This window comes from Bacillus sp. NPDC094077, from assembly GCF_050279465.1.
In the GTDB taxonomy this organism is placed as follows: Bacteria; Bacillota; Bacilli; order Bacillales; family Bacillaceae_G; genus Bacillus_A.
Genome location: NZ_JBNNUF010000006.1, coordinates 212,884 through 236,907, shown reverse-complemented (window position 1 = coordinate 236,907; position 24,024 = coordinate 212,884). Strand labels below are relative to the sequence as shown.

Annotated in this window: 28 protein-coding genes and 1 pseudogene; 23 read left to right on the top strand and 6 right to left on the bottom strand. The window is 34.1% G+C overall.

The window, feature by feature from the left end; genetic code table 11:
* Positions 1–208 precede the first annotated feature (208 nt).
* The 4 genes from ACQKNR_RS17305 (at position 209) to aiiA (ending at position 3,161) form a co-directional block, all read left to right on the top strand.
* A complete protein-coding gene (locus tag ACQKNR_RS17305) occupies positions 209–538 on the top strand; it encodes a PadR family transcriptional regulator (RefSeq protein ID WP_427319013.1) in 330 nt (109 codons plus the stop codon).
* Positions 525–1,088, top strand: a complete 564-nt coding sequence (locus ACQKNR_RS17300) for an HAAS signaling domain-containing protein (RefSeq protein ID WP_427319011.1) — start codon at positions 525–527, stop codon at positions 1,086–1,088. The genes ACQKNR_RS17305 and ACQKNR_RS17300 overlap by 14 nt, the downstream gene beginning before the upstream one ends.
* Entirely contained in the window at positions 1,078–1,950 is an 873-nt protein-coding gene (locus ACQKNR_RS17295; protein ID WP_427319009.1) for a DUF4097 family beta strand repeat-containing protein, read from the top strand. Before ACQKNR_RS17300 ends, ACQKNR_RS17295 begins: the two co-directional genes overlap by 11 nt.
* 458 nt (positions 1,951–2,408) lie before the next feature.
* Positions 2,409–3,161: a quorum-quenching N-acyl homoserine lactonase AiiA gene (aiiA, locus tag ACQKNR_RS17290; RefSeq protein ID WP_427319007.1), complete on the top strand. Its 753-nt coding sequence runs from the start codon at positions 2,409–2,411 to the stop codon at positions 3,159–3,161.
* Between the two features lie 40 nt (positions 3,162–3,201).
* Here aiiA and ACQKNR_RS17285 read toward each other — a convergent pair whose 3' ends face one another.
* The 3 genes from ACQKNR_RS17285 to ACQKNR_RS17275 form a co-directional block, all read right to left on the bottom strand.
* On the bottom strand, positions 3,202–3,681 hold the full coding sequence (locus tag ACQKNR_RS17285) for a hypothetical protein (RefSeq protein WP_427319005.1): 480 nt from the start codon (positions 3,679–3,681) through the stop codon (positions 3,202–3,204).
* A gap of 104 nt (positions 3,682–3,785) precedes the next feature.
* A complete protein-coding gene (locus ACQKNR_RS17280; RefSeq protein WP_427319003.1) occupies positions 3,786–4,250 on the bottom strand; it encodes a DMT family transporter in 465 nt (154 codons plus the stop codon).
* A 13-nt stretch (positions 4,251–4,263) separates the two neighbouring features.
* Positions 4,264–4,710 (bottom strand): DMT family transporter, encoded by a 447-nt coding sequence (locus ACQKNR_RS17275; RefSeq protein ID WP_427319001.1) that lies wholly within the window; start codon positions 4,708–4,710, stop codon positions 4,264–4,266.
* Positions 4,711–4,819: 109 nt separating this feature from the next.
* On the opposite strand from ACQKNR_RS17275, the gene yeiL reads away from it, so the two are divergent.
* From yeiL to ACQKNR_RS17255, 4 genes are all read left to right on the top strand, one after another.
* On the top strand, positions 4,820–5,512 hold the full coding sequence (gene yeiL, locus ACQKNR_RS17270; protein WP_427318999.1) for a transcriptional regulator YeiL: 693 nt from the start codon (positions 4,820–4,822) through the stop codon (positions 5,510–5,512).
* A gap of 21 nt (positions 5,513–5,533) precedes the next feature.
* Positions 5,534–6,265 (top strand): metallophosphoesterase family protein, encoded by a 732-nt coding sequence (locus ACQKNR_RS17265; protein ID WP_427318997.1) that lies wholly within the window; start codon positions 5,534–5,536, stop codon positions 6,263–6,265.
* 139 nt (positions 6,266–6,404) lie between these two features.
* Positions 6,405–7,448 carry a flavin-containing monooxygenase gene (locus tag ACQKNR_RS17260; protein ID WP_427318995.1) on the top strand — a complete coding sequence of 348 codons (1,044 nt, stop codon included), beginning with the start codon at positions 6,405–6,407 and terminating at the stop codon, positions 7,446–7,448.
* Positions 7,449–7,730: 282 nt separating this feature from the next.
* Positions 7,731–7,979: a hypothetical protein gene (locus ACQKNR_RS17255; RefSeq protein ID WP_427318993.1), complete on the top strand. Its 249-nt coding sequence runs from the start codon at positions 7,731–7,733 to the stop codon at positions 7,977–7,979.
* A gap of 191 nt (positions 7,980–8,170) precedes the next feature.
* Here ACQKNR_RS17255 and ACQKNR_RS17250 read toward each other — a convergent pair whose 3' ends face one another.
* The gene (locus ACQKNR_RS17250) at positions 8,171–9,211 is read right to left on the bottom strand and encodes a serine hydrolase domain-containing protein (RefSeq protein ID WP_427318991.1); all 1,041 of its coding nucleotides are present in this window, start codon (positions 9,209–9,211) and stop codon (positions 8,171–8,173) included.
* Between the two features lie 69 nt (positions 9,212–9,280).
* Here ACQKNR_RS17250 and ACQKNR_RS17245 point away from each other — a divergent pair.
* Positions 9,281–9,514: pseudogene (locus ACQKNR_RS17245) on the top strand (hypothetical protein).
* A gap of 29 nt (positions 9,515–9,543) precedes the next feature.
* On the opposite strand, the gene ACQKNR_RS17240 reads toward ACQKNR_RS17245, so the two are convergent.
* On the bottom strand, positions 9,544–9,834 hold the full coding sequence (locus ACQKNR_RS17240) for a DUF3784 domain-containing protein (protein ID WP_427318989.1): 291 nt from the start codon (positions 9,832–9,834) through the stop codon (positions 9,544–9,546).
* 125 nt (positions 9,835–9,959) lie between these two features.
* On the opposite strand from ACQKNR_RS17240, the gene ACQKNR_RS17235 reads away from it, so the two are divergent.
* The 8 genes from ACQKNR_RS17235 (at position 9,960) to ACQKNR_RS17200 (ending at position 16,946) form a co-directional block, all read left to right on the top strand.
* Positions 9,960–10,241 carry a MazG nucleotide pyrophosphohydrolase domain-containing protein gene (locus tag ACQKNR_RS17235; protein ID WP_427318987.1) on the top strand — a complete coding sequence of 94 codons (282 nt, stop codon included), beginning with the start codon at positions 9,960–9,962 and terminating at the stop codon, positions 10,239–10,241.
* A 34-nt stretch (positions 10,242–10,275) separates the two neighbouring features.
* Complete coding sequence (locus ACQKNR_RS17230) at positions 10,276–11,013, top strand: glycoside hydrolase family 25 protein (protein ID WP_427318985.1); 738 nt, start codon at positions 10,276–10,278, stop codon at positions 11,011–11,013.
* 138 nt (positions 11,014–11,151) lie between these two features.
* Entirely contained in the window at positions 11,152–11,925 is a 774-nt protein-coding gene (gene bla2 / locus ACQKNR_RS17225) for a BcII family subclass B1 metallo-beta-lactamase (protein WP_427318983.1), read from the top strand.
* An 852-nt stretch (positions 11,926–12,777) separates the two neighbouring features.
* Complete coding sequence (gene hcp / locus ACQKNR_RS17220; RefSeq protein ID WP_427318981.1) at positions 12,778–14,064, top strand: hydroxylamine reductase; 1,287 nt, start codon at positions 12,778–12,780, stop codon at positions 14,062–14,064.
* 461 nt (positions 14,065–14,525) lie between these two features.
* Positions 14,526–14,846 (top strand): PadR family transcriptional regulator, encoded by a 321-nt coding sequence (locus ACQKNR_RS17215; RefSeq protein WP_000429482.1) that lies wholly within the window; start codon positions 14,526–14,528, stop codon positions 14,844–14,846.
* A gap of 76 nt (positions 14,847–14,922) precedes the next feature.
* Complete coding sequence (locus tag ACQKNR_RS17210) at positions 14,923–15,264, top strand: DUF1048 domain-containing protein (RefSeq protein ID WP_178939428.1); 342 nt, start codon at positions 14,923–14,925, stop codon at positions 15,262–15,264.
* A 170-nt stretch (positions 15,265–15,434) separates the two neighbouring features.
* Positions 15,435–16,196 carry an ABC transporter ATP-binding protein gene (locus ACQKNR_RS17205; protein WP_427318979.1) on the top strand — a complete coding sequence of 254 codons (762 nt, stop codon included), beginning with the start codon at positions 15,435–15,437 and terminating at the stop codon, positions 16,194–16,196.
* Positions 16,197–16,946, top strand: coding sequence for an ABC transporter permease (locus ACQKNR_RS17200; RefSeq protein WP_427318977.1), 750 nt, complete (start codon positions 16,197–16,199; stop codon positions 16,944–16,946).
* A 240-nt stretch (positions 16,947–17,186) separates the two neighbouring features.
* Here ACQKNR_RS17200 and ACQKNR_RS17195 read toward each other — a convergent pair whose 3' ends face one another.
* The gene (locus tag ACQKNR_RS17195; RefSeq protein WP_427318975.1) at positions 17,187–18,149 is read right to left on the bottom strand and encodes a helix-turn-helix transcriptional regulator; all 963 of its coding nucleotides are present in this window, start codon (positions 18,147–18,149) and stop codon (positions 17,187–17,189) included.
* Between the two features lie 109 nt (positions 18,150–18,258).
* Here ACQKNR_RS17195 and ACQKNR_RS17190 point away from each other — a divergent pair, with 109 nt between their 5' ends.
* From ACQKNR_RS17190 to ACQKNR_RS17165, 6 genes are all read left to right on the top strand, one after another.
* A complete protein-coding gene (locus ACQKNR_RS17190) occupies positions 18,259–18,738 on the top strand; it encodes a GyrI-like domain-containing protein (RefSeq protein WP_427318973.1) in 480 nt (159 codons plus the stop codon).
* A 583-nt stretch (positions 18,739–19,321) separates the two neighbouring features.
* The gene (locus tag ACQKNR_RS17185; protein WP_427318971.1) at positions 19,322–19,921 is read left to right on the top strand and encodes a TetR/AcrR family transcriptional regulator; all 600 of its coding nucleotides are present in this window, start codon (positions 19,322–19,324) and stop codon (positions 19,919–19,921) included.
* A 4-nt stretch (positions 19,922–19,925) separates the two neighbouring features.
* Positions 19,926–20,471: a hypothetical protein gene (locus ACQKNR_RS17180; RefSeq protein ID WP_427319074.1), complete on the top strand. Its 546-nt coding sequence runs from the start codon at positions 19,926–19,928 to the stop codon at positions 20,469–20,471.
* A gap of 380 nt (positions 20,472–20,851) precedes the next feature.
* The gene (locus ACQKNR_RS17175) at positions 20,852–21,613 is read left to right on the top strand and encodes a glycosyltransferase (RefSeq protein WP_427318969.1); all 762 of its coding nucleotides are present in this window, start codon (positions 20,852–20,854) and stop codon (positions 21,611–21,613) included.
* Positions 21,614–22,284: 671 nt separating this feature from the next.
* Complete coding sequence (sigI, locus tag ACQKNR_RS17170; protein WP_427318967.1) at positions 22,285–23,007, top strand: RNA polymerase sigma factor SigI; 723 nt, start codon at positions 22,285–22,287, stop codon at positions 23,005–23,007.
* Positions 22,997–24,024, top strand: a 1,028-nt coding sequence (locus ACQKNR_RS17165; protein ID WP_427318965.1) for an anti-sigma-I factor RsgI family protein, incomplete at its 3' end; no start/stop codon positions are given. The genes sigI and ACQKNR_RS17165, both read left to right, overlap by 11 nt.

Here is a 24,024-nt window from a genome sequence, read left to right as displayed (position 1 = left end):
CTCATGTAGAATTCTGTAATTGGAAAAGAAGAGGCATCGTTTTGATTGTATAAGCGTCGTATCATTAATTTTAAGATATACTTATTTTTCCAGTGTACCTTGCAATGAATAATACTAAGTGGTATATTATACTTGCAAGTTACTTATTATAAAACGGTACTGAATAATAAACAGTAGTAAATGTCAATTAGAATAGGGTGAATGAACATTGAATGTACAATTTAAAAAAGGAGTTTTAGAACTTTGTGTGCTTGTCTTACTCGACAAGCAAGACCGTTATGGATATGAATTAGTTCGAAATATTTCCAATCAAATTGAAATATCAGAAGGATCTGTTTATCCTCTTCTTCGTAGATTAACCAAGGAAGAATATTTTACAACGTATTTACAGGAGTCTTCAGAAGGGCCTTCAAGGAAGTATTACAAACTGACAAATAAAGGTAGAACGTATTTGCGCCAACTTTTGGATGAATGGAATGAGTTCTCACAGGGTGTCAATCAATTAATTAAAGAAGGTGTACGTAATGACGAAGGATAAATTTTTACAACAATTAAATGCATCTCTAAAAAGATTATCTGAAAAAGAGCGTGCAGATATTTTAAAAGATTATGAAGAACATTTTACTTTCGGATTAGAGGAAGGGAAAAGCGAAGAAGAAATTACAGCTTCATTAGGTTCTCCAGCGCAAATCGCCAAAGAGTTATTAGCAGATTATCATCTTGAAAAAGTAACAGCAAGTGCAACAACAGGAAATGTTTTTCGGGCAATTTGGGCAGTAATTGGATTAGGTTTTTTCAATTTAGTAATAGTGCTTGGACCTGCAATTACATTAGCCGCATTGATTTTTTCGGGATGGGTTCTAGGAATCTCATTTTTAGGTTCACCATTGCTTGTTATTGTTGATACTATTGTGCATCCAAATACATTCTTGTTTTTTAACCTTTTCGCTTCTTTAGCATTTTGTGGACTTGGATATTTCATTGTAATCGCTATGCTATCTTTAACGAAGCTAGCAAAGAATGGATTTGTTCGTTATTTAAAGTTTAATATAGCACTAGTAAAAGGTGGTTTTAAGCATGATAAATAAAAAGAATTTTTCCATCATTGCAGGTATTATTTTTATTATTGGGATTATAGGAAGTCTACTCACTTATCGTTCAATTGCTGCAGTACCAATTTCAGAAGAAAAGGTCATTAACAATAATAATGTGTCAAGCGTCATTATCGATACGAATAACGTTCGTGTTAACACCTATCCTACAACAGATAGTAACATTAAAGTAACATTAGATGGGGAAGTTAATCCTAACATAAAACGAACGTTAGCTACGGATGATAAAAATTCAACGCTTCTCATTTCTTACAAAGAAAAACAACAGAGCTGGTTCAACTTCAACATTTCCGAAGTATTGGCCCCATTAACATTAAATGTTTATCTGCCTGAAAAACAATATGATTCATTAAAAGTTTCTAATAGTAATGGTTACGTTTCTGCAAAAAAACTAAACACAGACCACTTGAATATCAATACAAACAATGGGCGTGTTGAATTAAGAGAGATCAATTCGCAAAAAATTATTGCGGAAGCAAACAATGGAATTATGGAATTTAAAGATATAAAAGCACAAAATATTCATGTGAAATCGAATAATGGAAGAATTATGCTAGAGCATGTTGAAGGTGAAATAGAGGGGCAATCTAAGAATGGAAGTCTTACTCTTAAAACAAATGAACTTGATCGAAATCTCAATTTTACGACTCACAATGGAAAAATCAATATTGAAACCGAAAAAGAACCAACTAATGTTCAATTTAATGTCTCTGTCGACAATGGCAGAGCGAATATCCTGGATAAATATAACGGGAATACGGTTATTGGAAAGGGAGAAAATCTAATTAAATTAAACACACATAACGGAAATATTACAGTGAAAAAACATGAAATCTAAAATAGCATATTACCTTTTATAATCTTCGCTCGCCACACATAAAGAGCCTGTAAATGAATAATAAATAAGTAAAATAGCCGACTCCTTTTCTCAATATGTAGGTAGTCGGTTATTTTATATCTAAAATTCGTTTAAGTGTGTATTCTTTCCAGCCTTAAACTAGTGTTTGTTTCTGTATTGCTTAAAGCACTTTCTTATTTAACTACAAAATAAGAAAATCCTATAACCCATCAGATTTTTTTATAAATTATCGAACTTTATTTCAAAATACAAACAGTTGTTTTAGTACTCTCAACTGCTAGGAGAGTAAAGAATAGTAATTGACAATGTAATGAAAAGTTGTGAACAACTCAAAAATAATAGTTGAAATAATGAAAGATGAGAAGGATTTTATTTCTAATGGGAGGAATTTTTTACTGTGTACTTTATCCAAAATTAAATGTAAAGGTGGATACATAATGACAGTAAAGAAGCTTTATTTCGTCCCAGCAGGTCGTTGTATGTTGGATCATTCGTCTGTTAATAGTACACTAACACCGGGAAAACTATTAAACTTACCGGTCTGGTGTTATCTTTTGGAGACAGAGGAAGGACCTATTTTAGTAGATACAGGTATGCCAGAAAGTGCAGTTAATAATGAAGATCTTTTTAACGGTACATTTGTTGAAGGACAGATTTTACCGAAAATGACTGAAGAAGATAGAATCGTGAATATTTTAAAACGCGTTGGATATGAGCCGGAAGACCTTCTTTATATTATTAGCTCTCACTTGCATTTTGATCATGCAGGAGGAAATGGCGCTTTTATAAATACACCAATCATTGTACAGCGTGCTGAATATGAGGCGGCGCAGCATAGAGAAGAATATTTGAAAGAATGTATACTGCCGAATTTAAACTACAAAATCATAGAAGGAGATTATGAAGTCGTACCAGGTGTTCAATTATTGTATACACCAGGACATTCGCCAGGGCATCAGTCACTATTCATTGAAACAGAAAACTCCGGTTCTGTGTTGTTAACGATTGATGCGTCCTATACGAAGGAAAACTTTGAAGATGAAGTACCGTTCGCTGGATTTGATTCGGAATTAGCTTTATCTTCAATTAATCGATTAAAAGAAGTTGTGAGGACAGAGAAGCCAATTGTTTTCTTTGGACATGATATAGAGCAGGAGAAGAGCTGTAAAGTGTTCCCTGAATATATATAAAAGAGAAAGTCATGAGCTAATGTGCCCATGACTTTCTCTTTTATATAATCTTTTTAAATAAGTTATATACTTTTTTCGAATTGCCTTCATTTAATTGATAATAAGTAAGATCTAAGTCATCAGGAGTGTTTTGATGGGCAATCATAACTTCACTACTGTTGTTATCTACTATCCAGATTAAATATTGTTTATAAGTCCCATCTTGGAAAGTAATCCACATGTTACAATCTACTAAATCAGAACCTTCTTCATCTAGCGTTAAATCGCCTTTTTTTGCTGTGTCCATACTTTTAATGAATGTTTTCAACTCATCTGTTTTTGTAAGAAAGATAGATTTTTTTGTTTTAATTGACTCTACATGTATATCTTTTATTTCCTGTTTTCCTAAAAAAACAGGGGGCTCATTAGGGTCTCTTTGAGTTGAAATAATAGTAGCTTTCTTCTTTGGTTTACTTGCTGTATAGAAATCTTGAATAGATTTTCCAGAGTTGAAGAACCATACGATACCAAAAATAATCAATGCGCTACCTAGCAGTAACATGATTTTCTTAATAGGATATTCTCCTTTCTATTACTTCGTGTGAAGAACTTTTCTATTAATATATGATAGGTAAGCGTAAAGTATTATAGTTGAACGTGGTTATGTTTCACAGTTTTTATAGGGCGATCAACGAGTAAATTATAAGTGAGTCCTATTAATACGAAAATGCCACCGACAATTTTGCCGATCGAGAGTTCATTTGATAGGAAGAAATCTATAACAGTTCCCATAAACAATTGTCCGATAAAGATGAGTAATGTTAAATAAAATGCTGATATTTTAGGAGTAATATAGTTTGATAATGAGATAACGATAACGCCTACTAATCCGCCTAAGTATACAGCGATAGGAATAGATTGTAACGTATGACTAGGAATATACAATGAATCTGAACTGAAAATTAAAAATAACGTGGAGAAAAATAATCCGGTAATATAATTGAAAAACGTGCCTTCCCAATTTCCAATTTTCGTTGCCAAATTCGCGTTAATAATTCTAGCAACGACGATAGAAACACCAGCTAAAATAGCGATACAAATATATAACATTTTCTTACCCCCATTAATAAATTGTCATGACAATAATTCCAGAAGAAATGAACAATAATCCAATTAACTTTTTCTTTTCAAACTTCGCAACGTTCATTCCTAATAAACCGAAATGATCAATAATAATAGAAGCAATGGATTGACCGAGTAGGCTTAATGCAATGGTAATAGAAGCACCAAGAGCGGAGAAGCTTATATTACTAAAAAGAACGGTGAGTACCCCGATGGCCCCGGCGCTGTATAAATAAAGTGGAATACCTTTCTCGAAACGAATTTTATTTTTGTTGATGAGCATAACGAAAATAACTGCTATTAAACCTACAAGATGAATGACAACGCTTGCTGTATAATTACCGATTATTTCAGATAAAATCCCATTCAATGGGAGCATAATGGCAATGAGCACACCAATAAGGACAGAAAGAAAGTTATACAATGTAAAATCCCCTTTATATTTCATATTTGTAATGACTGTATCACGCTGAAATTGTGTATTACTATGACATATGTCATAGTGAAAGAAGAAAATTTTGTTTACAATGGGGATGAGTTGTAAAGGTGGGGGAGTTATGAAGAAAGTATGTAATTCTAATAAATTAGCAGAGTATATGAAGCAAAATAACATTGATTCATTTTTTAGTAGTGATATGAAGCCGTATATGGAACTTATATTTTTTAAAAAGAATGAGTTCATTTGCAGGGAGAATGAGGAGATAGACTATTTATATTTCTTTGTTGAAGGAAAAGCGAAAGCGTTTAATACATTAAGTAATGGGAAATCTGTATTATTATGTTTTTATGATAGTTTGCAGTTACTAGGAGATGTGGAGCTAATTCATTCTCAAAGGATCACTTCGAACGTACAAGTCATGGCAGATTCGTATTGTGTTGGCTTGCCTTTAGGCAAAGTGAGAAACCAATTATTTCATGATGCGAAATTTTTAAGATGTATTTGCGGTTCTTTAGCTCATAAATTAAATCGTCTTTCAAAAAATAGTACAATTAATTTACTATATCCACTTGAAAATAGACTTGCGAGTTACATGTTAGCGGCAGGGGAACGAGCTGTCCAGCACGGAAATAGAATTGTGTTTAGTGGGAATTTAACGGAAACAGCGGAATTGTTAGGAACGAGTTATCGGCATTTATTGCGCACATTGAATACCTTTTGTGATAAAGAGATAATCAAGAAAAACAATGGTTGTTTTGAAGTGGTGAATGTGGATGTTTTGAGGGAATTGGCTGCGGATGTTTATAAATAATATATTAAAGTGGGGATTTAGATGAAAATAGCTATACTTTCAGATATTCATGGAAATAGCTACGCTTTAAAATCGGTATTAAAAGATATTGCACGTCGCAAGGTCGAAATGATAATAAATTTAGGTGACAGTGTGTATGGGCCGTTAGATCCTTTAGGGACAATTGAAATATTAATGAATAATGAGATGATACATATTAAGGGGAATTGTGATCGCATGCTTTGGGAACCTGTACAAGAGCAGTCTGCTACACTAACTTTTGTCCAAAATCAATTAACAAAAAAGCATATAGATTGGTTAAAACAACATCCTTCACAATTTATTGTAGATGATATGTTATGTTGTCATGGTACGCCAACTTCAGATGAGGTGTATTTATTAGAAGAGATGGACGAGAATGGTGCAGTATTAAAGAATGAAAAAAATATAATGGATCAACTCCAAAATATTGAGCAAAAAATAATAGTATGTGGTCATACGCATATTCCTAGAGTTGTTTATTTAGCAAACGGAAAGATCATTATAAATCCAGGGAGTGTAGGACTTCCTGCATACAAAGATGAATTACCTGTTGTGCATAAAATGGAGTCAGGAACTCCACACGCAAAATATGTTGTGATGGAAAAGATTTTGGGAGAATGGATAATTGAACAAATTATAGTTCCTTATAATTGGGAAGAAACTGCTCGATTAGCCGTTCAACAGGAAAGGCATGATTGGGCCAGAGCTTTAAGGACTGGGAAGGTAGAATGAAGGGGAGTTTACTTGATAGTAAACTGCTCTTTTTTATTTTGGGTAGATATTGAATGATATAAAAATAAAATGGTATGATTATGGAAACGCATGAATATATGAACAAGTATTCATATGTTTATGAGAAGGAGGGATTAGAGTGAAAGATATAATTATTGTTGGAGCTGGTCAAGCTGGGTTAACAATGGGATACTACTTGAAGCAGGAAGGGTATAATTTCTTATTACTTGAGGCAGGAAGCAGAGTGGGTGATTCATGGAGAAACCGATATGATTCTTTGCAGCTTTTTACCCCAAGGGCATACAGTAGCTTGCCGGGGATGGCATTAATAGGAGAGAAAAATGGTTTTCCATATAAAGATGAAATTGCAACTTATTTAGAAGAATATGCAAGGCATTTTCAATTATCAGTACAATTACAGACTGAAGTTTTAAAAATAAAGAAAGAAAAAGATATATTTGAATTACACACTTCTACAGAAATTTTACAATCGAAAAAAGTTATTATTGCATCAGGTGGTTTTCAGCAACGATTCATCCCCTCATTTTCACAACATCTTTCGTCACAAATTTTTCAAATACATTCATCACAATATAAATCACCGTCGCAAATTCCAGAGGGAAAAGTACTTGTAGTAGGTGGTGGGAATTCAGGAATGCAAATAGCAGTAGAACTTGCAAAAACTCATGAAGTTACGATGTCTATCAGTCATCCTTTAACGTTTTTACCGTTACACCTTTTTAGAAAAAGTATTTTTAATTGGTTAGAAAAAATGGGTTTATTGTATGCGGATATAAATACAAAGAGAGGAAGATGGTTTCAGAAGAGAAAGGATCCTATTTTTGGTTTTGAAGGTAAGGAACTCATTCGTAATGGAGCAATTAAACTACAGGAAAAAGTGGTAAGTGCATCAGAAAATAACATTATGTTTCAGAATGGTGATATATATAGTGCAGAAAGTGTTATATGGTCAACTGGTTTTGTTCAAGATTATAAATGGATTGAAATAGAAAAGGCAGTGAATGCGAAAGGATTTCCTAATCATACAAAGGGAATAAGTCCAGTAAGAGGATTGTATTATATCGGATTGCCGTGGCAATCTCAAAGGGGTTCTGCACTTATTTGTGGTGTAGGAAAGGATGCAGCGTATTTGCTTTCTGAAATCAAAAAAATAGATCAGTAGCACCAACTACTGATCATCCATATGTACATGAATTAGGAGAGGTCAAACATTTATTAGCTTTATTATAATAGATTTTCATAGAATAAAAAACTGAAAATTCGCGTTTTTATGTTGAGAAAGTTTTTTGTATCGAAATATATGAAAAAACGGGGATTTTTATTGAAAGGAAATGCGATATTTATGTTTTAGTAAATTATGATATAGTATATAAAAAGATTTTTTCTGAAATTTAATTATTTTCATATTAATTTCGTTTTAGAATGGTAAGGGGGGGAAGTAGTTGTGAAGTTTGATGATCAACGTCTATTGGGAGTACGATTAGGTTCTGTACTTGTAACAGAGGAAAATCAATATTTAGTAATAAAGAAAAAAGATCATTATGCATTATTGAACATACATACTTTAGAATGCACACATGTTGAAGTGCAGTTAGAACATATTGAAGAAATGTTGCTTGAAGATTTTCAAGAAAGTATAACGGAAATTATCGCACCAGAGTATATAAAAATTGTTGCGAAAAATGTTATATAAAAAACAAGCTGGGTGTCCAGCTTGTTTTTTTGTTAATTCACTTGCAGATTTCTATTTTGAAAGACTTGTTTTGCGACAAAAATAGCATTTAAGAAAAATTGAGGAGAAAATAGTTTATTATATAAATCTAGAAAAGGAATAGTGGGCTCCCTATTCCTTTTTAATAATAATATGTATTTTAATAGAACTGCTTATTTTAAATCTAACACCCCGATAACCTCACCGATAACTCCTTCCATTTGATGAACACCTAAGTCTGTGTTCGTCATAATAACAGCACCATTACCGCGGTATGGGTAACAAACCATCATACATTGAAATCCAACGCCCCATCCGAGTGAATAAATCTGTAATTCTTCATGGGAATCATCTAGAAAAACACCTAATCCAGTCCATTTTGAGCAACCTTGAGGAGAAATCATATCAAGTACTGTTTTTTGAGAAAGTTTTAGTTTGCTATTTCCTTGTAAGGAATGAATGATTTCAATCACTAAAGTTGATAAGTCAGTAGGTGTGGTCCAAATGCCTGATGCAGCTGTAAATGGATAAAATGGATACTTTTCAGTTGTTACAGTTCCATCTTTATTATGCCCGCAAGCAAAGGTATCCATCTTATTTATATCTTCAGGGGAGAATACCGTACTATTTTTCAGTTGAAGTGGCTGAAAGATATATTCTTGCAGTAAAAGATTAAATGGTTTGCCAGTTATATCTTCAAGTAGTAGTTCGATCATACAAAAATTTGCGTCAGAGTAGTGAAATTCGCTTTCTGGTTCATAACTCACTTCTATAGGTACTGGGCAATATAATGTATTACCTGCAAGGATTTCAGCCATTTTAGGTAGTCCTTGTGCAAGTGTATAATGTTCAAAACTATTAGGAGGATCAATAATTCCAGATTGGTGACTTAATAAATTTCGTAACGTGATTTTTTTCTGTGAAGTAAATAGATTGGTAGGGATGTTCCAAGATGTGAGTCTATCATTTACGTCTTCATCTAAATGTACGATTTCTTGATCTGATAATGTTAGTACGAGCATTGCGGTGGTGAATTTGCTAATAGAACAAGAATGAAGGAGAGAATTTGTAGTAATATCTCTAGTTGTTCCAGATTCAAGTGTTCCGAAGGCAGTCGCTTCATCTAGTTTACCATCACGTATAATAGCAAGGCTTAAACCAGCAACGGAATATTGTTTCATTTTCTCGTATATATTGTTACTTTTTAATTTCATAGTGACTCCTTTCTTCAAAAGACAGAATGTTAATTTAATTATACATTAGTAAAAAAAGAAATGTTATGAATTGTAGAGAGACTAAATAAAATCGAAAAGAAAACAGATGCGCGTTTAAAAAGAATTGAAGATAAATTACAGCTAATTACGAAAGAAATGGGAATTGTAGAAAGAGAACTAGAAATTAATAAAGAATAACGCAAGCTTGTAGAAGAAGGAAAAACAGCTACGGCAGTTAAGAGAGTGAGAGAGGCTTTAGGATTTTCCATGTTAGAAGCGAAGCAATATATAGATAAATTATAAAAAAGATCATCCGGTTGGATGGTCTTTTTTTACTGAACCATGCGTGTATTTACATAAGCGGCGATTATAACGTGTCCAATTATAATGATAGGAAATACAATTTTGACATTAGGAGTAGTGAAGACACTACCGATTGTGGAGATAACACCGGCAATTAAATTATAAAGACCAACTATTTTTGATAACTTCACTTTATTTGGTACACAGCGTTCATTGAATCCTGATAAGAGCCAAGTGTATTGTTTTACTCCGATGAAATAAGCTAGTGCAAATGAAATGATTGCTAGTATGAATAATGATGGAGAAGCGAAGAGAGTCATTGAAAACACCTCCGTTAATGGATTATAAATAAATTATAGTATGAATGTTATAATTTAACAAAATACAATTTTGATTTTAAGTTTAATAGAAAAAATGGAGTATTTGTGAGGAAGGGAGATTACATATGAATATTTCAGAATTCCAGAGATATGTAGCAAGTTTTAGTAAAGAAAAAGGGTTTCAAAATACGACAATTGAAGAGCGTACGATGTATGCAATGGCGGAATTAGGTGAATTAACAGAAGTTATATTAAAACGTGATAAAATACAAGATTCGAAACGAGAAATCGGTTTAGAAATGTTTGATGTAATTTGGAATGTATGTGATTTAGCAAATAAATTAGAAATTGATTTAGAGAAGGCGTTTGAAGAAAAAATGATGATTAATAAAAAGCGTGAATGGTAAGTAGAATTTTAATGCGTAAAGATGGAGGATACGAATGAAAAAGAAGCTTATTATAGGAGGAGTTTTTACCTTAATTAGTGTAATGGGTGTTTTCGCTTACTTAGTTTTTCAAGGTATATTCATTCCGAATCAATTAAGTGCGGACAAGTATGAAATAAAAGGTGTAGATGTCGCATCTTATCAAGGAGAGATAGATTGGAGAGAGTTAGAAAAGCAAAATATGAAGTTTGCGTTTATAAAGGCCACTGAAGGGAGCTCGTTTGTGGATGAGTACTTTTCGACAAATTGGACGAATGCGAATAAGACAGGTATGCGCACCGGAGCGTATCATTTTTTTAGTTTTGATAGTAAGGGTGAAACGCAAGCAGAGCAATATATGCGAACCGTTCCAAAAGATGGACGAGCGTTACCACCGGTAATTGATGTTGAGTTTTATGGTAATAAAAAAGACAATCCTCCTAAACGTGAAGATGTTGTGAAAGAGTTGTCAGTAATGGTAAGAATGCTCGAAAAACATTATGACAAGAAAGTTATATTGTATGCAACTCAAGAGGCGTATGATTTGTATATAAAGGATGCATATCCTGAATGTGATATATGGATTCGTAGTGTTCTTACAAAAACGAGTTTATCAGATGAAAGAAATTGGACGTTTTGGCAATACACGAACCGTGGAAGATTAAGAGGTTTTAAAGGAAAAGAAAAGTATATTGATTTGAATGTATTTTATGGGGATGAGGAAGAGTTTGAGAATTATGGAATGAAAGGTTAAGTCTTAAAGTGTACAAAATTTTGTACGTTTTTTTATTAATGGCATGAAAAATATGTAAGTAAAGATGGAACAAACTTTTGAAATGAATTGTCTATTATAGGTAATAACTATTTGCTTTGAAAGAACGGATTGATAAAAATGAAAAAGAATACATTATTAAAAGTAGGGTTATGTATAAGTTTACTAGGAGCAACTCAATTTGTTAGTGCAGTATCTCCAGTAAAAGCAGAACAAAAGGTAGAGCAAAACATAATAAAAAATGAGACAGGAACCATTTCAATTTCTCAGTTAAACAAAAATGTATGGGTTCATACGGAGTTAGGGTATTTTAACAGAGAAGCAGTTCCTTCGAACGGTCTAGTTCTTAATACTTCTAAAGGATTAGTACTTGTCGATTCTTCTTGGGATGATAAGTTAACGAAGGAATTAATAGAGATGGCAGAAGAGAAATTTCAGAAGCGCGTAACGGATGTCATTATTACACATGCACATGCTGATCGAATTGGCGGAATTAAAGCGTTGAAAGAAAGAGGAATTAAAGCGCATAGTACAGCATTAACTGCGGAACTAGCAAAGAAAAATGGATATGAAGTGCCACTCGGAGACTTACAAACGATTACGAATATGAAGTTTGGAAATATGAAAGTAGAAACGTTCTATCCAGGTAAAGGACATACAGAAGATAACATTGTTGTCTGGTTACCTCAATATAAAATTTTAGTTGGAGGCTGTTTAGTGAAATCTGCGGAAGCAAAAGATTTAGGGAATGTTGCTGATGCGTATGTAAATGAATGGTCCACATCGATTGAAAATGTATTGAACCGATATGGAAACATGAATTCAGTAGTACCTGGTCATGGTGATGTAGGTGGCAAAGGATTGCTTTTACATACATTGGATTTGTTGAAATAAAATAATGATAGCGACATAACTATATGTCGCTGTTTTTTTGTATCAAGATATAATTTGATAAATTTACACCTTTGATTAAGGGGTATTATGTTTGAAAAAAGCATGATACTTAGTAGATTACGCACCTAAGTTGTAAAACTTAGCTTAATCCTTTTATATTTAAGACACTTTGGGAATACAAAAGAGAGAAGAAAACAATTTCCTCCTCTGTTTATACTTATTATATTTAAATGCCAAGGCTATTGAACAATCCTGAAAATGTCATTGAGATTTTAATTCCAAGTATACAAAAACCAGTACTGTCATAAGTGCTATAGTAACGTAAGTAACATCATGCATTAAAAGTGTCATGAAAGTTTCATTCATTCTAACTCACCCCTGTTATAAAAATATAACATGATCTCTTATCAATCAGACAAGAAATCATAAAGATAAAAATGTACATGAAATTCCTTAAGTAGTTTCTATATCACTATAACATGTAGAGATGTAAACAATGTTAAGATAGTGTAAAAATATTGTAAATGAAGAAATTCCCATTATGTTTTAAATCATTTCCCGACAGAAAACTCCCATCTCAAGGAATAAGCAGGTGGCGGATGAATGGCGGTTAGGCTAAGACCTAAATTTTCTTCTTGCTGAGGCATCTGTATATGGTATCGGTATTTGTTCGTTCATTTGTATATTATGAAAGGAAATTAGGGATAAAATTAAGAAGATAGTAAAAATATTATGTCGACAAGATGAATTGTCACAAATTTTTATATATTATTGTGATTGATATCACATCCCTTTTTCTCAATGAATATTATGCTTAGTTTGTAATGAATGATTGGGAAAGGGTGGGATGATATGTTTTGCTATCAATGTGAACAAACGCCAACAGGCGGATGTAAAGTAATGGGTGTTTGCGGTAAGAATGAAACAATTGCAAGTTTACAAGATACGATTGTGTTTGGATTAAAAGGAATTGCGGCTTATCGTACACATGCTGCTCAGCTAGGGTATACTGATGCATTTGTAGATGCTACAACTCAAGAAGCGTTATATATGACATTAACAAATTCTAATTTTAATGAACAAGAACATATTGATATGGCTATGAAAGTTGGGAAATCAGCTTTACGAGTGATGGAGTTATTAGATGAGGCACATACGAATCACTTTGGTGTTCCAGAACCTGTTCAAATTACACAAAATCATGTAGAAGGTAAGGCAATTGTAGTTACTGGCCATAATTTATTTGCATTAGAGGAATTATTAAAGCAAACAGAAGGAAAAGAGATAAATATTTATACGCATTCTGAAATGCTACCAGCACACGGATATCCACAATTGAAAAAATATAAACATTTAAAAGGAAACATTGGTAAAGCATGGTACGATCAAAGACGCCTTTTCGAAAAATTTACCGGTGCAATATTAGCTACAACGAACTGTGTTATGCCAATTAAAGGATCATACTCTGATCGATTCTTTTCATATGATATTGCAGGTTTAGAGGGTGTACAAAAAATTGAAAATGATGATTTTACACCATTGATTCAAAAAGCGCTAGAACTTCCTGAAGTATGTATGGAGTCGGATGAACAATTAGTAACAGGATTTCATCATCATACAGTATTATCATTAGCTCCAGAAATCATTGAGGCAGTAAAGGAAGGGAAAATAAAGCGTTTCTTTGTTATCGCAGGTTGTGATGCACCAGGAAAAGGTGGAGAATATTATCGTGAATTAGCAACGTCACTTCCCCTAGAAACGGTTATTTTAACAACTTCTTGTGGGAAATTCCGCTTTAATGATGTAAATTATGGTGTTGTACCTGGTACGGAGATTCCACGTTACATTGATTTAGGGCAATGTAATAATTCAATTTCTACAGTAAAAATAGCGGCCGCTTTAGCAGATGTTTTTCAATGTGAAGTGAATGAATTGCCAGTGAGCATTGTCTTATCATGGTTTGAACAAAAAGCGGTTGCCATTTTACTAGGGCTATTTAGTTTTGGGATTCAAGATATTCGCATTGGTCCAAAGGCTCCTGAATTTATTTCACCTGGCGTACTTGATGTATTACAAGAAACATTTGGTTTAAAACTAATTACAACTGCAGCAGAAGATATGAACATGATGTTATCGTAACAAACAGTATGTCTTACATGTAGTGTTGTTTTTATAAAGAATTTGTATGTATTCAAAAACTTATGTATTAAATTCGCAGGTGAGTTTGTAGAAGAACGTAAAAATAATCCATCTCATTAATAAAGGGAACCCGCCACATCCATCAACTTCAGAATTTTATAACGATCCAAAATAAAAAATGTACAGTATTTATTTTGGATATTCGCTTTTCTTAGCTTGATAGGTATGTGGCGAGACCTCTTCATAAAGAAAATCAGCTGTAACGAATAGGGATATAGCTGATTTTTAAATTTTTTTGAAAATGCAGTTGACATCTTATCTACTTAGTCGTACAATGTACTTGTAATAAGTAATACTGAATAGTGTGGTTTCTCAAAAGCTATTCAGTAAAAAATTCGCCTTAGTACTCTGTAATACTGAATATAAGTCAGACAGAATAGGGGGTAGAGGAGGATCAGAATATGGAAAATTTAACCGAAATGCTGAAAGGTTCGCTGGAAGGATGTGTGCTGGAAATCATTAGCCGCCGTGAAACGTATGGCTATGAGATTACCCGACACCTGAATGATCTTGGGTTTACCGAAGTTGTGGAAGGAACGGTCTATACCATCCTAGTACGATTAGAGAAGAAAAAGCTTGTGAATATTGAAAAGAAACCGTCAGATATGGGGCCGCCCCGTAAGTTTTATTCACTTAATGATGCTGGCCGCCAGGAGCTTGAATTGTTCTGGGAAAAATGGGATTTTGTTTCATCAAAAATTAACGTCTTGAAGTCAAACTAGCTTCATAAGATAAGTTATTGCGTCTAATGTTTTTGGAGTTTCTTGTTCTGCTTTATAAAAAAGGAGGAAAAATAATATGATGGAAATGTTCAAAAAATTAATTGGTGATAAAAAAGAGTACAAAATGATGATGGCACGGGTTGGAGCCTTACCAGAGGACTACCAATTTGTGTTTAAGAAAATTCAAAACTACATGTGGAATTTCTCAGCGGGCAACGGGATGGATATGCTACACATACAGTATGAATTAATCGATTTGTTTGAAGCAGGTGCAGCGGAAGGTAGACAAGTGCTGGAAATCACTGGGGAGGACGTAGCATCCTTTGCTGACGAACTAGTGGCAAACGCTAAAACGTATGTCTCCAAGTATCGTGAAGATTTGAACCAAAGTATCATGAAGCAATTGAGAAAAAAATAAATGCAATAGATAATACCGACTGATTAGCTGGTACAAATGTGAATTGCCACCATTGCTATTCAGTTATATTTTTAAATCAGTACTAAGTAATACAGAATATCAGTAACACTAAATAGAGAGCGTAGGTAATTTATCTTCACAAAACATTTTTTATAAGGAGGAAAAAAAGTATGAGCGATGCAGCGATTTCTGTAAAAGGATTAAAAAAATCCTTTAAAGAAAAGGAAGTGTTAAAGGGCGTGGATTTTGAGGTGCAGCGTGGCGAAATTTTTGCACTGCTGGGTTCAAATGGAGCAGGCAAGACGACGACGGTCAACATCCTCTCGACGCTGATGAAGCAAGATGGTGGTGAAGTAAGTATTTGCGGTTTTGACGTCCAGCGTCAACCGGATCATGTTCGTCAAAATATCAGCCTGACAGGGCAGTTCGCAGCTTTAGACGGTATGCTCACTGGGAGAGAAAACTTGATAATGATCGCCAAGTTGCGTGGAGTTTCCAATCCCACTCAAGTCGCTGATAATCTGCTTGCAAGATTCAGCCTGACTGATGCAGCCAACCAGAGGGCAGACCAGTATTCGGGAGGGATGAAGCGCCGGCTTGATATTGCCATGAGCTTGATCGGGACGCCAGCAGTCATTTTTCTCGATGAACCAACGACAGGGCTTGACCCTGAAGCACGGATTGAAGTGTGGGATACCGTCAAGGAACTTGCTGGCGGTGGCACAACTATCTTGTTGACAACTCAGTACTTGGAGGAAGCAGAACAACTGGCGGACCGTATCGCGATCTTGCATGAAGGAAAAATTATTACGACTGGTACTCTTACTGAACTAAAAGAAATGTTCCCACCAGCAAAAGTGGAGTATATCGAGAAGCAGCCGACGTTGGAGGAAATTTTCCTTGCGATTATCGGTAAAAAGGAGGAGATGTAAATGAAAAGCAAAACAGGGGTATTATTAGGACGGTTAATGCGAAACATCATGCGCAGTCCAGATACGATTATTACGGTAGCAATTACACCGATTATGATGATGCTGTTGTTTGTTTACGTATTTGGTGGTGCCATAGAGACAGGAACAGATAATTATGTCAATTATTTGCTACCGGGAATCTTGTTGATGGCTATCGCTTCCGGTGTCGCTTACACTTCCGTGCGGTTGTTTACGGATGTAAAGAGTGGGCTGATGGCGCGTTTCATTACTATGCCCATCAAGCGTTCGTCTGTATTGTGGGCTCACGTATTAACCTCACTTGTTGCTAATGTGCTTACTATCGTGGTGGTTATCCTCGTTGCACTTTTAATGGGCTTCCGTTCCAGCGCTAATATTCTAGATTGGCTCGCGGTAGCTGGGATACTCGGGATGTTTACGCTGGCGCTGACATGGTTGGCTGTCATTCCAGGGCTGACAGCGAAGTCTATGGAGGGAGCGACAGCCTACTCGTACCCGCTAATTTTTCTACCCTTTATCAGTTCGGCCTTTGTTCCTACCGAAACTATGCCAAAAATTGTTCGTGCGTTCGCCGAGAACCAGCCTGTGACTTCAATCGTGAATGCGATTCGTGCCCTCTTATATGAAGGGGCTGTTGGCAACGATATTTGGATTGCACTTGCTTGGTGCGTTGGCATCATGGTTATCGCTTACTTCTTCGCTAGTAAAGCATTTAAACGTCAATTAGGGTAAGTATCGAGGTAACTAAATCTACCGGAATAATATATATGTTTAGAAAAGCACGGGAAGATTTTCCGTGCTTTCATTACTTGTTATGCTCTCACGGTAACTATTGTCGATATAATGCCATTATGTTATGCAACAATCAGGTGCAATTCTGGAATAAGAATTGTGCTTTTATTTTTATATTGGAGCATTTAATGAAATTGGGATTTTAAACAAGCGATTTAATGAGTTTTAACTGTTCACTGTTTATGGGAAGTATAAGCATACTCTCTCTTGTAAACCCTCTAATACTTCTTCAGGTACTTCCTTGACCTTGATATCCCCACCTAGGAAAAGTAACCAATTCGTTATTTCTGTCAATTCATCGAGATTGTTCACATTGATAAAAGTCTTTAAAATGGCTGTGGATTGGTAAGGATTTGTATAAGAAATAGAAATTTTTAAAGGATGGTATTTTTTGAACTGGGCGATCGCTTTTGGACCAAGTTCAAGTACAAGGTTGATTGCTTCGTCCTTCTTACTTAGTTTTTCTAAAATCTTTTTCTTACTTAATCTTTTTTTCGTCGTATAGGGCTCGATATTAATGAGATGATCGACAAGAAACATTTTCTTTTTTTCTTCTTTTATGTCAAAGCCTTCAATTATCCAATGGCTTTTTTCTTGATAAAGGTGTAGTAGATAAATTGGATAAGACTTGATTTCCTCCGCTTCTTTGGTAGTAATCAATAAATGGCTATCTAAAAGAAGGATTTGGATGAGTTTTTCTAACATAGGATGAGGGAGGTCGGAAAGCTCAAGTAAATCGGGATTATGGGGATTAGTCCCTCCAAAAAGCAAGATTTGATTTAAAAGAACAAGGTCGTCCTGTTGAGTTTCTGAGATGAGTCCCAGTAGTTTTTCAGCTAAAGACTGACGACTCTTTAGATAGGGAAGTTGTTGATTTCTTGTGGCCATAAAGGCAATAAAAAGAGCTTTGACTTCATTATCAGTAAAGCGAACGACGGGCAGGATAGAGTTATGCATAACAAAATATCCCCCAGCCCTTCCAACTTCAGCGACAAGTGGCATCCCCATAGCTTCAATTTCTCTAATGTCTCTAATAGCTGTCGATCGAGAGATATTAAATTCGTGTATAATTTCAGAAATAGTAAAGTGGGAGCGGTTGTTAATATACCGCATCATCGTATTAATCCGTTCAACTTTTTTCATTTTGTTCTCCTAAACAGTATCATTTTTTGACATGATTTAAGGATATTATAAACTCATCAGATGAAAAGATAAATCGTTTGATTAATTAAAAAAGAGGAAGGTTTTGAATATGAAAAATTATACTTTAGAAGAAAAAGATAGCTTTATCGTTTTAGGTATTGGAACTGAAATTAAGAGTGAATACACAGACTTTGCAGGCATAAACAAGGAAAAGGCAGATTTTTGGTTGGCAGTTACACAAGATGGAAGGCTGGACACTTTAAAAGCTATAGCCACAAATGATTACATTTTTTCTGTGAGCGAAGCTGTGAATAACAAGATGATGTATTATGCCGGTGTCATGACAGAGGAACAAATACAAGAAGAATGTAGAGTGATCCAGTTTCCTAAGGGGGAATACTTAGTAGTTAAAGGGGAAGGTAAGACGGCTGAGGAGCTAAGTAATAAGGTTACTGGTATTGCATTTTCTCAAATCTTACCTGAAGCAAAGGATTTTGCCTATGTTGGTGGACCAAATACAATGGTTGAGATGGGGCAGCGAAATGGTTTAGTATTTGGTGAAATATGGATTCCGGTTGTTAGGAAGTAAAGAGTTAAAAGGAGAGATGAAATAGTCGCTTTCAGTGGCAATGGCGAATCAATTTGGGGCACAGGTACATTCCGTTTTAAAATTGAAGTTGAAAATGCCGATGGTTCCATTGATACAATTTACACAGCGCCATTTACATTGTTAAATTAAATAATGAATTCGCTTGATTCTGTTGGAAAGTATTTTTACAGATAGAAAGTTAGAGTGGGGTTTAGCTGAATTCTATACATTCGTTAGCTCGTAGAGAAAGGGTTAAGTCGTAAAAAATGACTACCCTTTTTATTTTTCTAAAAACGATAAAAACGTATGTAAAGCTCGTATTCACCGTTACATACGTTTCTATAATGCATGAGACTTATCGTGTTAGTTAATCTACAAAACAAACAAATCTGAAGAGCTATTTTATAATGAAATCTCAATTTTTAAAGTATCCCCCAAACGAAAAAAATTGTTTGGGGGTATTTGCTTTTCTTAGCTTGATATCGATGTGGCAAGAGCCCTATTATAGCTAAAGCAATATGTTCATATTGTTTTAGGTACGCTTTTTATAATACAATCATATTATAAAAAGGGGGGGATATGAATGCCTAAAATAGTTAATCAAATACAAAGGAAGAATCAAATAGCCACTGCTACTTGGCGTGTAATATTAGAAAAAGGTATTGATAAAGCTTCTATACAGCAAATCGCTGCCGAAGCAAACATTTCGGTTGGACTTGTTCAGCATCATTTTTCGTCTAAAAATGAATTAATTCACTATGCAATGAATTTAGTATTGAATCGAATGGAAGAGCGAGCGAAAACTCGTACAAGTGATTTTAAGGGAACGAAAGAAGAAGCACTTAGAAGATTAATGAAATTCATTATTCCTATTAATAAAGAAGAAATATTGGAAGGGAAGGTTTGGATTACATTCCTGGGTATATCCTTTAGTTCCCCAGAGCTTATTGAACTGCGGAAGAAAATGGATGACCATACGAGGTACCTAATGGGAATAATCCTAGATTTAATGAAGGATCTAGAATATGTCACACCAGGCTACAATAGAGATTTTGAATTAGAGATATTGTACGGATTTATTGACGGGCTAGTCATTCATGTTCTTCAAACACCAGAATCATATCCAGAAGAAAAAATAAATCAACTTATTGAGTATTATTTAAAAGAAAAAAAGAGGGATTGATAGCATAAATAAAGTTTCCATTATTATTCTTGTAGTCGTTATTGTATTGATTATTAGGCAGCTTATCCCGAAGAAAGTTGATAGCTTTGATCTTCTTGGTATACCAATCATGGCTATAATTAGAACTTATATGGGTCTTCCAAATAGATTGGACTTTATAATTAAAATTGAATTAATTAGCTTGCTTATATTAGGAGCGATAGTTGGTTATTGGCAAGCTAAGAGAGTGAAAGTTTTTTGTCATAACAATCAATTATGTAGTGTTGGAGGCTATACGTATATTATCGGATGGGCTATTATGCCTTTGGGCAGGATTGTTATTTTATTGTTGTTCAATCTTAACTCGCTTATATCGACATTTCATGCGGGACAGGAACAGTTTACGAGTGAAATAATTCAGGTTCTTTCTCATGCTGGTGAGTGGTTAATATGGTCTACTATTTTTGCATCCTCCATCATGTATACCGTTACCTTATATAAGGATCACCCGGATATCAAGAAATTAATACATGCTCGTTTTAAAGAAATAAAACAACGGATAAAATATTAATTTAACTAATATGAATTGTGAAAGCATGTATTTGTTGTTATATGGCCCATTGCCAGCAAGTTAAGAAAAACAAATACTCCAAAATAAGCTGTTTTGTTACAAATTAGTACGAAATTTCGTTTAGGGGGTACTATGAAATTTTAGTTTAATAGCGATAATAAATTAAAGAAACTCCTCTAAAGTAATTAGAAGGGTTTCTTTTGTGTTCATCTTATATACATTCCATATAGAATCATTGATTCATTCACTACAATTTATGTTGTTTTTTAAATCCTCCAAATTAAATAGCAGTTAACCTGCAGTTTCTATAATATAACCTAATAAATATTAATATACGTTATATATAATAGATATTTACCTTATAAAATAAGGGGAATATTATGAATGAAACAAACGAATCTTCAGGAAGCAATTTAAAAAAAGATGTAAAATTTTCTATTATAATCCCTGCACATAATGAAGAAAAGTACATGAGAAAATGTTTAGATTCAATTGCAACGGCATCAGAGGCATATAAAGATCAAATGGAAGTCATAGTTGTTTTAAATCGTTGTACAGATAAAACAGAGGAAATAGCAAAATCTTATAACTGTATTACATTAAAAAATAACGATAAAAGCTTATCTAAAATCCGAAATGCAGGGGCCAAAATAGCTAGTGGAGAAATAATCATTACAATAGACGCTGATACCCAAATGACAGAGTCTATGCTGTCTAATGTAGATAAATATTTAGCTTCAGGTAAATACATTGGTGGTGGGGTAACTGGGAAGTTTGAAAGAATATCTTTAGGAATATTCGTTTCCGCAATGTTAATAATAATCCCCTTACTTTTTAAGTATGGAGCTATATCTGTAGGGATTTTTTGGTGCTATAAAAAAGACTTTATGGCAATCAACGGATTTAACGAAAATATGCTTATGGCAGAAGATGCAGATTTCGCTAAACGGTTAAAAGAATGGGGAAAGCAAAATAATAAGAAATTCGGTACAATTAAAAACGGAATGATAACTTCATGCAGAAGGTTTGATACATATGGAGACTGGGCGTTGCTTAAAAACCCAAAAGTAATTTTAGCTTATCTAAAAGGAAATGATAAAAAATACGCAGATAAAACATATTATGATAACCAAGAAAGATAAAATTGGTAGAGAATAACTGATACTCTTTTAGATATAATGAGAAACCAACTGAATTTAATAAGTGTAAAACGTGGATAGGTAGCCGATAAAAACTTTGTAGTAGAAACAACAGAAGCAGGATAGTAACAATTAAAGGCTTGCATGATTAAACGTAGTTATAAAAAATGAATAAAATCTTATAAGAAAACCATCAATTTGATTAATCTTTTTTCAAATTGATGGTTTTTGTTTTTGAAATAAATCTTTATTTTATAAAAAAGTATTTTTTAACCCCCATAAATTTTGTTGTTCTTTCGAATATGTATAGTGAAGAAAGCAAATGGAAGAAAAAGAAGCAATGAAAACAACATTGAAGCATGAATAAAATTGCTAGATTAAGCGGGGAATCCGAAAGTGAAACCTAAAATTACCAAAAATATAGAGAAGAGTTATTCAAAGATTGCAGATAAAATAGAAAAAGAGTAAGCAAAACAAGCGTAAGAAAGTAGATTAAAATACAAACCTAAATTTAGTGTCGATAGAAAAGAATAACCATTAAGAAGATGCTGAGAAAAGTTGGTCTTGAAAAATATGAGCAACAAGAAGACAAGCCCAAAGAAAATGTGGTTAAATGGTCACTTGTTTAGTGGCCATTTTTCTATTTAAAGCAGAAGGAGGGAGAGAGATTACAAGTGTTGAGTTTAGTAATGAAGATCTTAAGAAAACCGAAAATAGAAGATGTCGTATGTAACATACAAAACAACGAAGGAGATAAAGAAGCGTTTATCGTACAGTATCAGCCTTTTATTAGAAAATCAATCTCATCTGTCTGCCGCCGATATATTACAGAACAGGATGATGAATATAGTATTGGATTGTTTGCATTTAACGAAGCAATTGAACAGTATTCATATACAAAAGGAAAATCCTTTTTAGCGTTTGCTGATCTTCTTATAAAAAGAGATGTAATTGACTATATACGCAAGGAGTCTAAACATAACCTTGTCTTTTTAAAAGAAGATAAGCAAGAGGAAATGTTAGAAATGCAAGTGTCGCTTACGGAGTATATGAAAGAGATGGAAAATAGTAACCGTAAGGAGGAAATTCTTCATTTTCAAAGTGTGCTAGCTGAGTTTAAAATCACATTTTCAGAGCTTGCTAAAGAATCTCCTAAGCATCGTGATACGCGTGAACATTTAATAGAAATAGTAAAGATAATTATAAAAGACGAGGAAATGATGGAAGAGCTGTTCCGAAAGAAAAAGCTACCGCTTAAACATATTGAACCGCGTGTTAGGGTAAGTCGTAAAACGTTAGAGCGGCATAGAAAATATATCATTGCAATGTGTATTATCTTTGCAAACAACTATACATACATTCTTGATTATATAAGAGGAGGGAAGCATGTTGAATAAAGGAATTGTAATGGATATAAAAAAACATAGCGTAGTTGTTTTAACACCAAATGGAGAGTTTATTACGTGTAAAAGAAAAGCGGATTCTTACATGGTTGGGGAGGAAATCTCATTTGATGAGCAAGAGCAAAGAGCATCGCGTTTTTCGATCCCTTCTTTCTTAAAGCCTGCATCATTACTTATTGCTTGTTTTCTATGTGCGTTGCTATTTTTCTACAACCAACCGGAAGAAAAAGTATTTGCTTATGTCTCAGTTGATATAAATCCAAGTGTAGAGGTGAGCATAACAAAGGATCTTCGCGTTATAGATTTGCAAGCTTGTAATGATGATGGAAGGCGTATTTTAAAAGAATTGAAGCAATGGGAAAATAAACAATTGCAAGACGTAATACGTACTATTATAAAGCAAAGTCAAGAGGATAAGTATTTAACGAATGATAAGCAAGTTATGCTAACAGCTGTTACAAAGGATAAGTCACTAGAATCACAGTTGGAAAAGGCTATGCAAGAATTAAAGAAAGAGTATGAGATAAAACATGTTACAGTCGTATATCAAAGCAGTACGTTGCAAGTGCGAGAGAATGCTAGGAAAGCAGGAATTGGCACAGGTGTCTATATAAAGCAAGAGGAAGAGAAGAAAAAAGCGCTTACTCCACCTGCCTCGCCGTCTAATCAAGTGGAAAACGAAGAAGAGGTGCAATCGCAGCCAAAGTTATCTCCTGATGCATCATCTGACTTGTCTCCTGTAAAAGAAAAAAAATACGAGAAGCCAGAGCAGAAAGAACAAAAGAAAACCGAGGAACAGCCATCGAAGCAATTGAAAGAAAATAATGGTAGAGGATCTCAGCAAGAAAATAGGGGAAATCAACAAGAAAACAATGGTAGAGGATCTCAGCAAGGAAATAATGGAAACCAGCAAGAGAACAACGGTAGGGGGTCTCAGCAAGGAAATAATGAAAATCAACAAGGGAACAACGGTAGGGGGTCTCAGCAAGGAAATAATGAAAATCAACAAGA

Bases quoted from the DNA above. Each gene is read 5' to 3' on its own strand.
- ACQKNR_RS17195 (WP_427318975.1), bottom strand. From the start codon at position 18,149: ATGAAAAAAGTTGAACGGATTAATACGATGATGCGGTATATTAACAAC.
- aiiA (WP_427319007.1), top strand. From the start codon at position 2,409: ATGACAGTAAAGAAGCTTTATTTCGTCCCAGCAGGTCGTTGTATGTTG.
- ACQKNR_RS17230 (WP_427318985.1), top strand. From the start codon at position 10,276: ATGAAAAAGAAGCTTATTATAGGAGGAGTTTTTACCTTAATTAGTGTA.
- ACQKNR_RS17175 (WP_427318969.1), top strand. From the start codon at position 20,852: ATGAATGAAACAAACGAATCTTCAGGAAGCAATTTAAAAAAAGATGTA.
- ACQKNR_RS17300 (WP_427319011.1), top strand. From the start codon at position 525: ATGACGAAGGATAAATTTTTACAACAATTAAATGCATCTCTAAAAAGA.
- ACQKNR_RS17280 (WP_427319003.1), bottom strand. From the start codon at position 4,250: ATGTTATATATTTGTATCGCTATTTTAGCTGGTGTTTCTATCGTCGTT.
- ACQKNR_RS17215 (WP_000429482.1), top strand. From the start codon at position 14,526: ATGGAAAATTTAACCGAAATGCTGAAAGGTTCGCTGGAAGGATGTGTG.
- ACQKNR_RS17200 (WP_427318977.1), top strand. From the start codon at position 16,197: ATGAAAAGCAAAACAGGGGTATTATTAGGACGGTTAATGCGAAACATC.
- hcp (WP_427318981.1), top strand. From the start codon at position 12,778: ATGTTTTGCTATCAATGTGAACAAACGCCAACAGGCGGATGTAAAGTA.
- ACQKNR_RS17210 (WP_178939428.1), top strand. From the start codon at position 14,923: ATGATGGAAATGTTCAAAAAATTAATTGGTGATAAAAAAGAGTACAAA.
- ACQKNR_RS17250 (WP_427318991.1), bottom strand. From the start codon at position 9,211: ATGAAATTAAAAAGTAACAATATATACGAGAAAATGAAACAATATTCC.
- ACQKNR_RS17235 (WP_427318987.1), top strand. From the start codon at position 9,960: ATGAATATTTCAGAATTCCAGAGATATGTAGCAAGTTTTAGTAAAGAA.
- ACQKNR_RS17185 (WP_427318971.1), top strand. From the start codon at position 19,322: ATGCCTAAAATAGTTAATCAAATACAAAGGAAGAATCAAATAGCCACT.
- ACQKNR_RS17190 (WP_427318973.1), top strand. From the start codon at position 18,259: ATGAAAAATTATACTTTAGAAGAAAAAGATAGCTTTATCGTTTTAGGT.
- ACQKNR_RS17265 (WP_427318997.1), top strand. From the start codon at position 5,534: ATGAAAATAGCTATACTTTCAGATATTCATGGAAATAGCTACGCTTTA.
- yeiL (WP_427318999.1), top strand. From the start codon at position 4,820: ATGAAGAAAGTATGTAATTCTAATAAATTAGCAGAGTATATGAAGCAA.
- ACQKNR_RS17240 (WP_427318989.1), bottom strand. From the start codon at position 9,834: ATGACTCTCTTCGCTTCTCCATCATTATTCATACTAGCAATCATTTCA.
- ACQKNR_RS17205 (WP_427318979.1), top strand. From the start codon at position 15,435: ATGAGCGATGCAGCGATTTCTGTAAAAGGATTAAAAAAATCCTTTAAA.
- ACQKNR_RS17295 (WP_427319009.1), top strand. From the start codon at position 1,078: ATGATAAATAAAAAGAATTTTTCCATCATTGCAGGTATTATTTTTATT.
- ACQKNR_RS17275 (WP_427319001.1), bottom strand. From the start codon at position 4,710: ATGAAATATAAAGGGGATTTTACATTGTATAACTTTCTTTCTGTCCTT.
- bla2 (WP_427318983.1), top strand. From the start codon at position 11,152: ATGAAAAAGAATACATTATTAAAAGTAGGGTTATGTATAAGTTTACTA.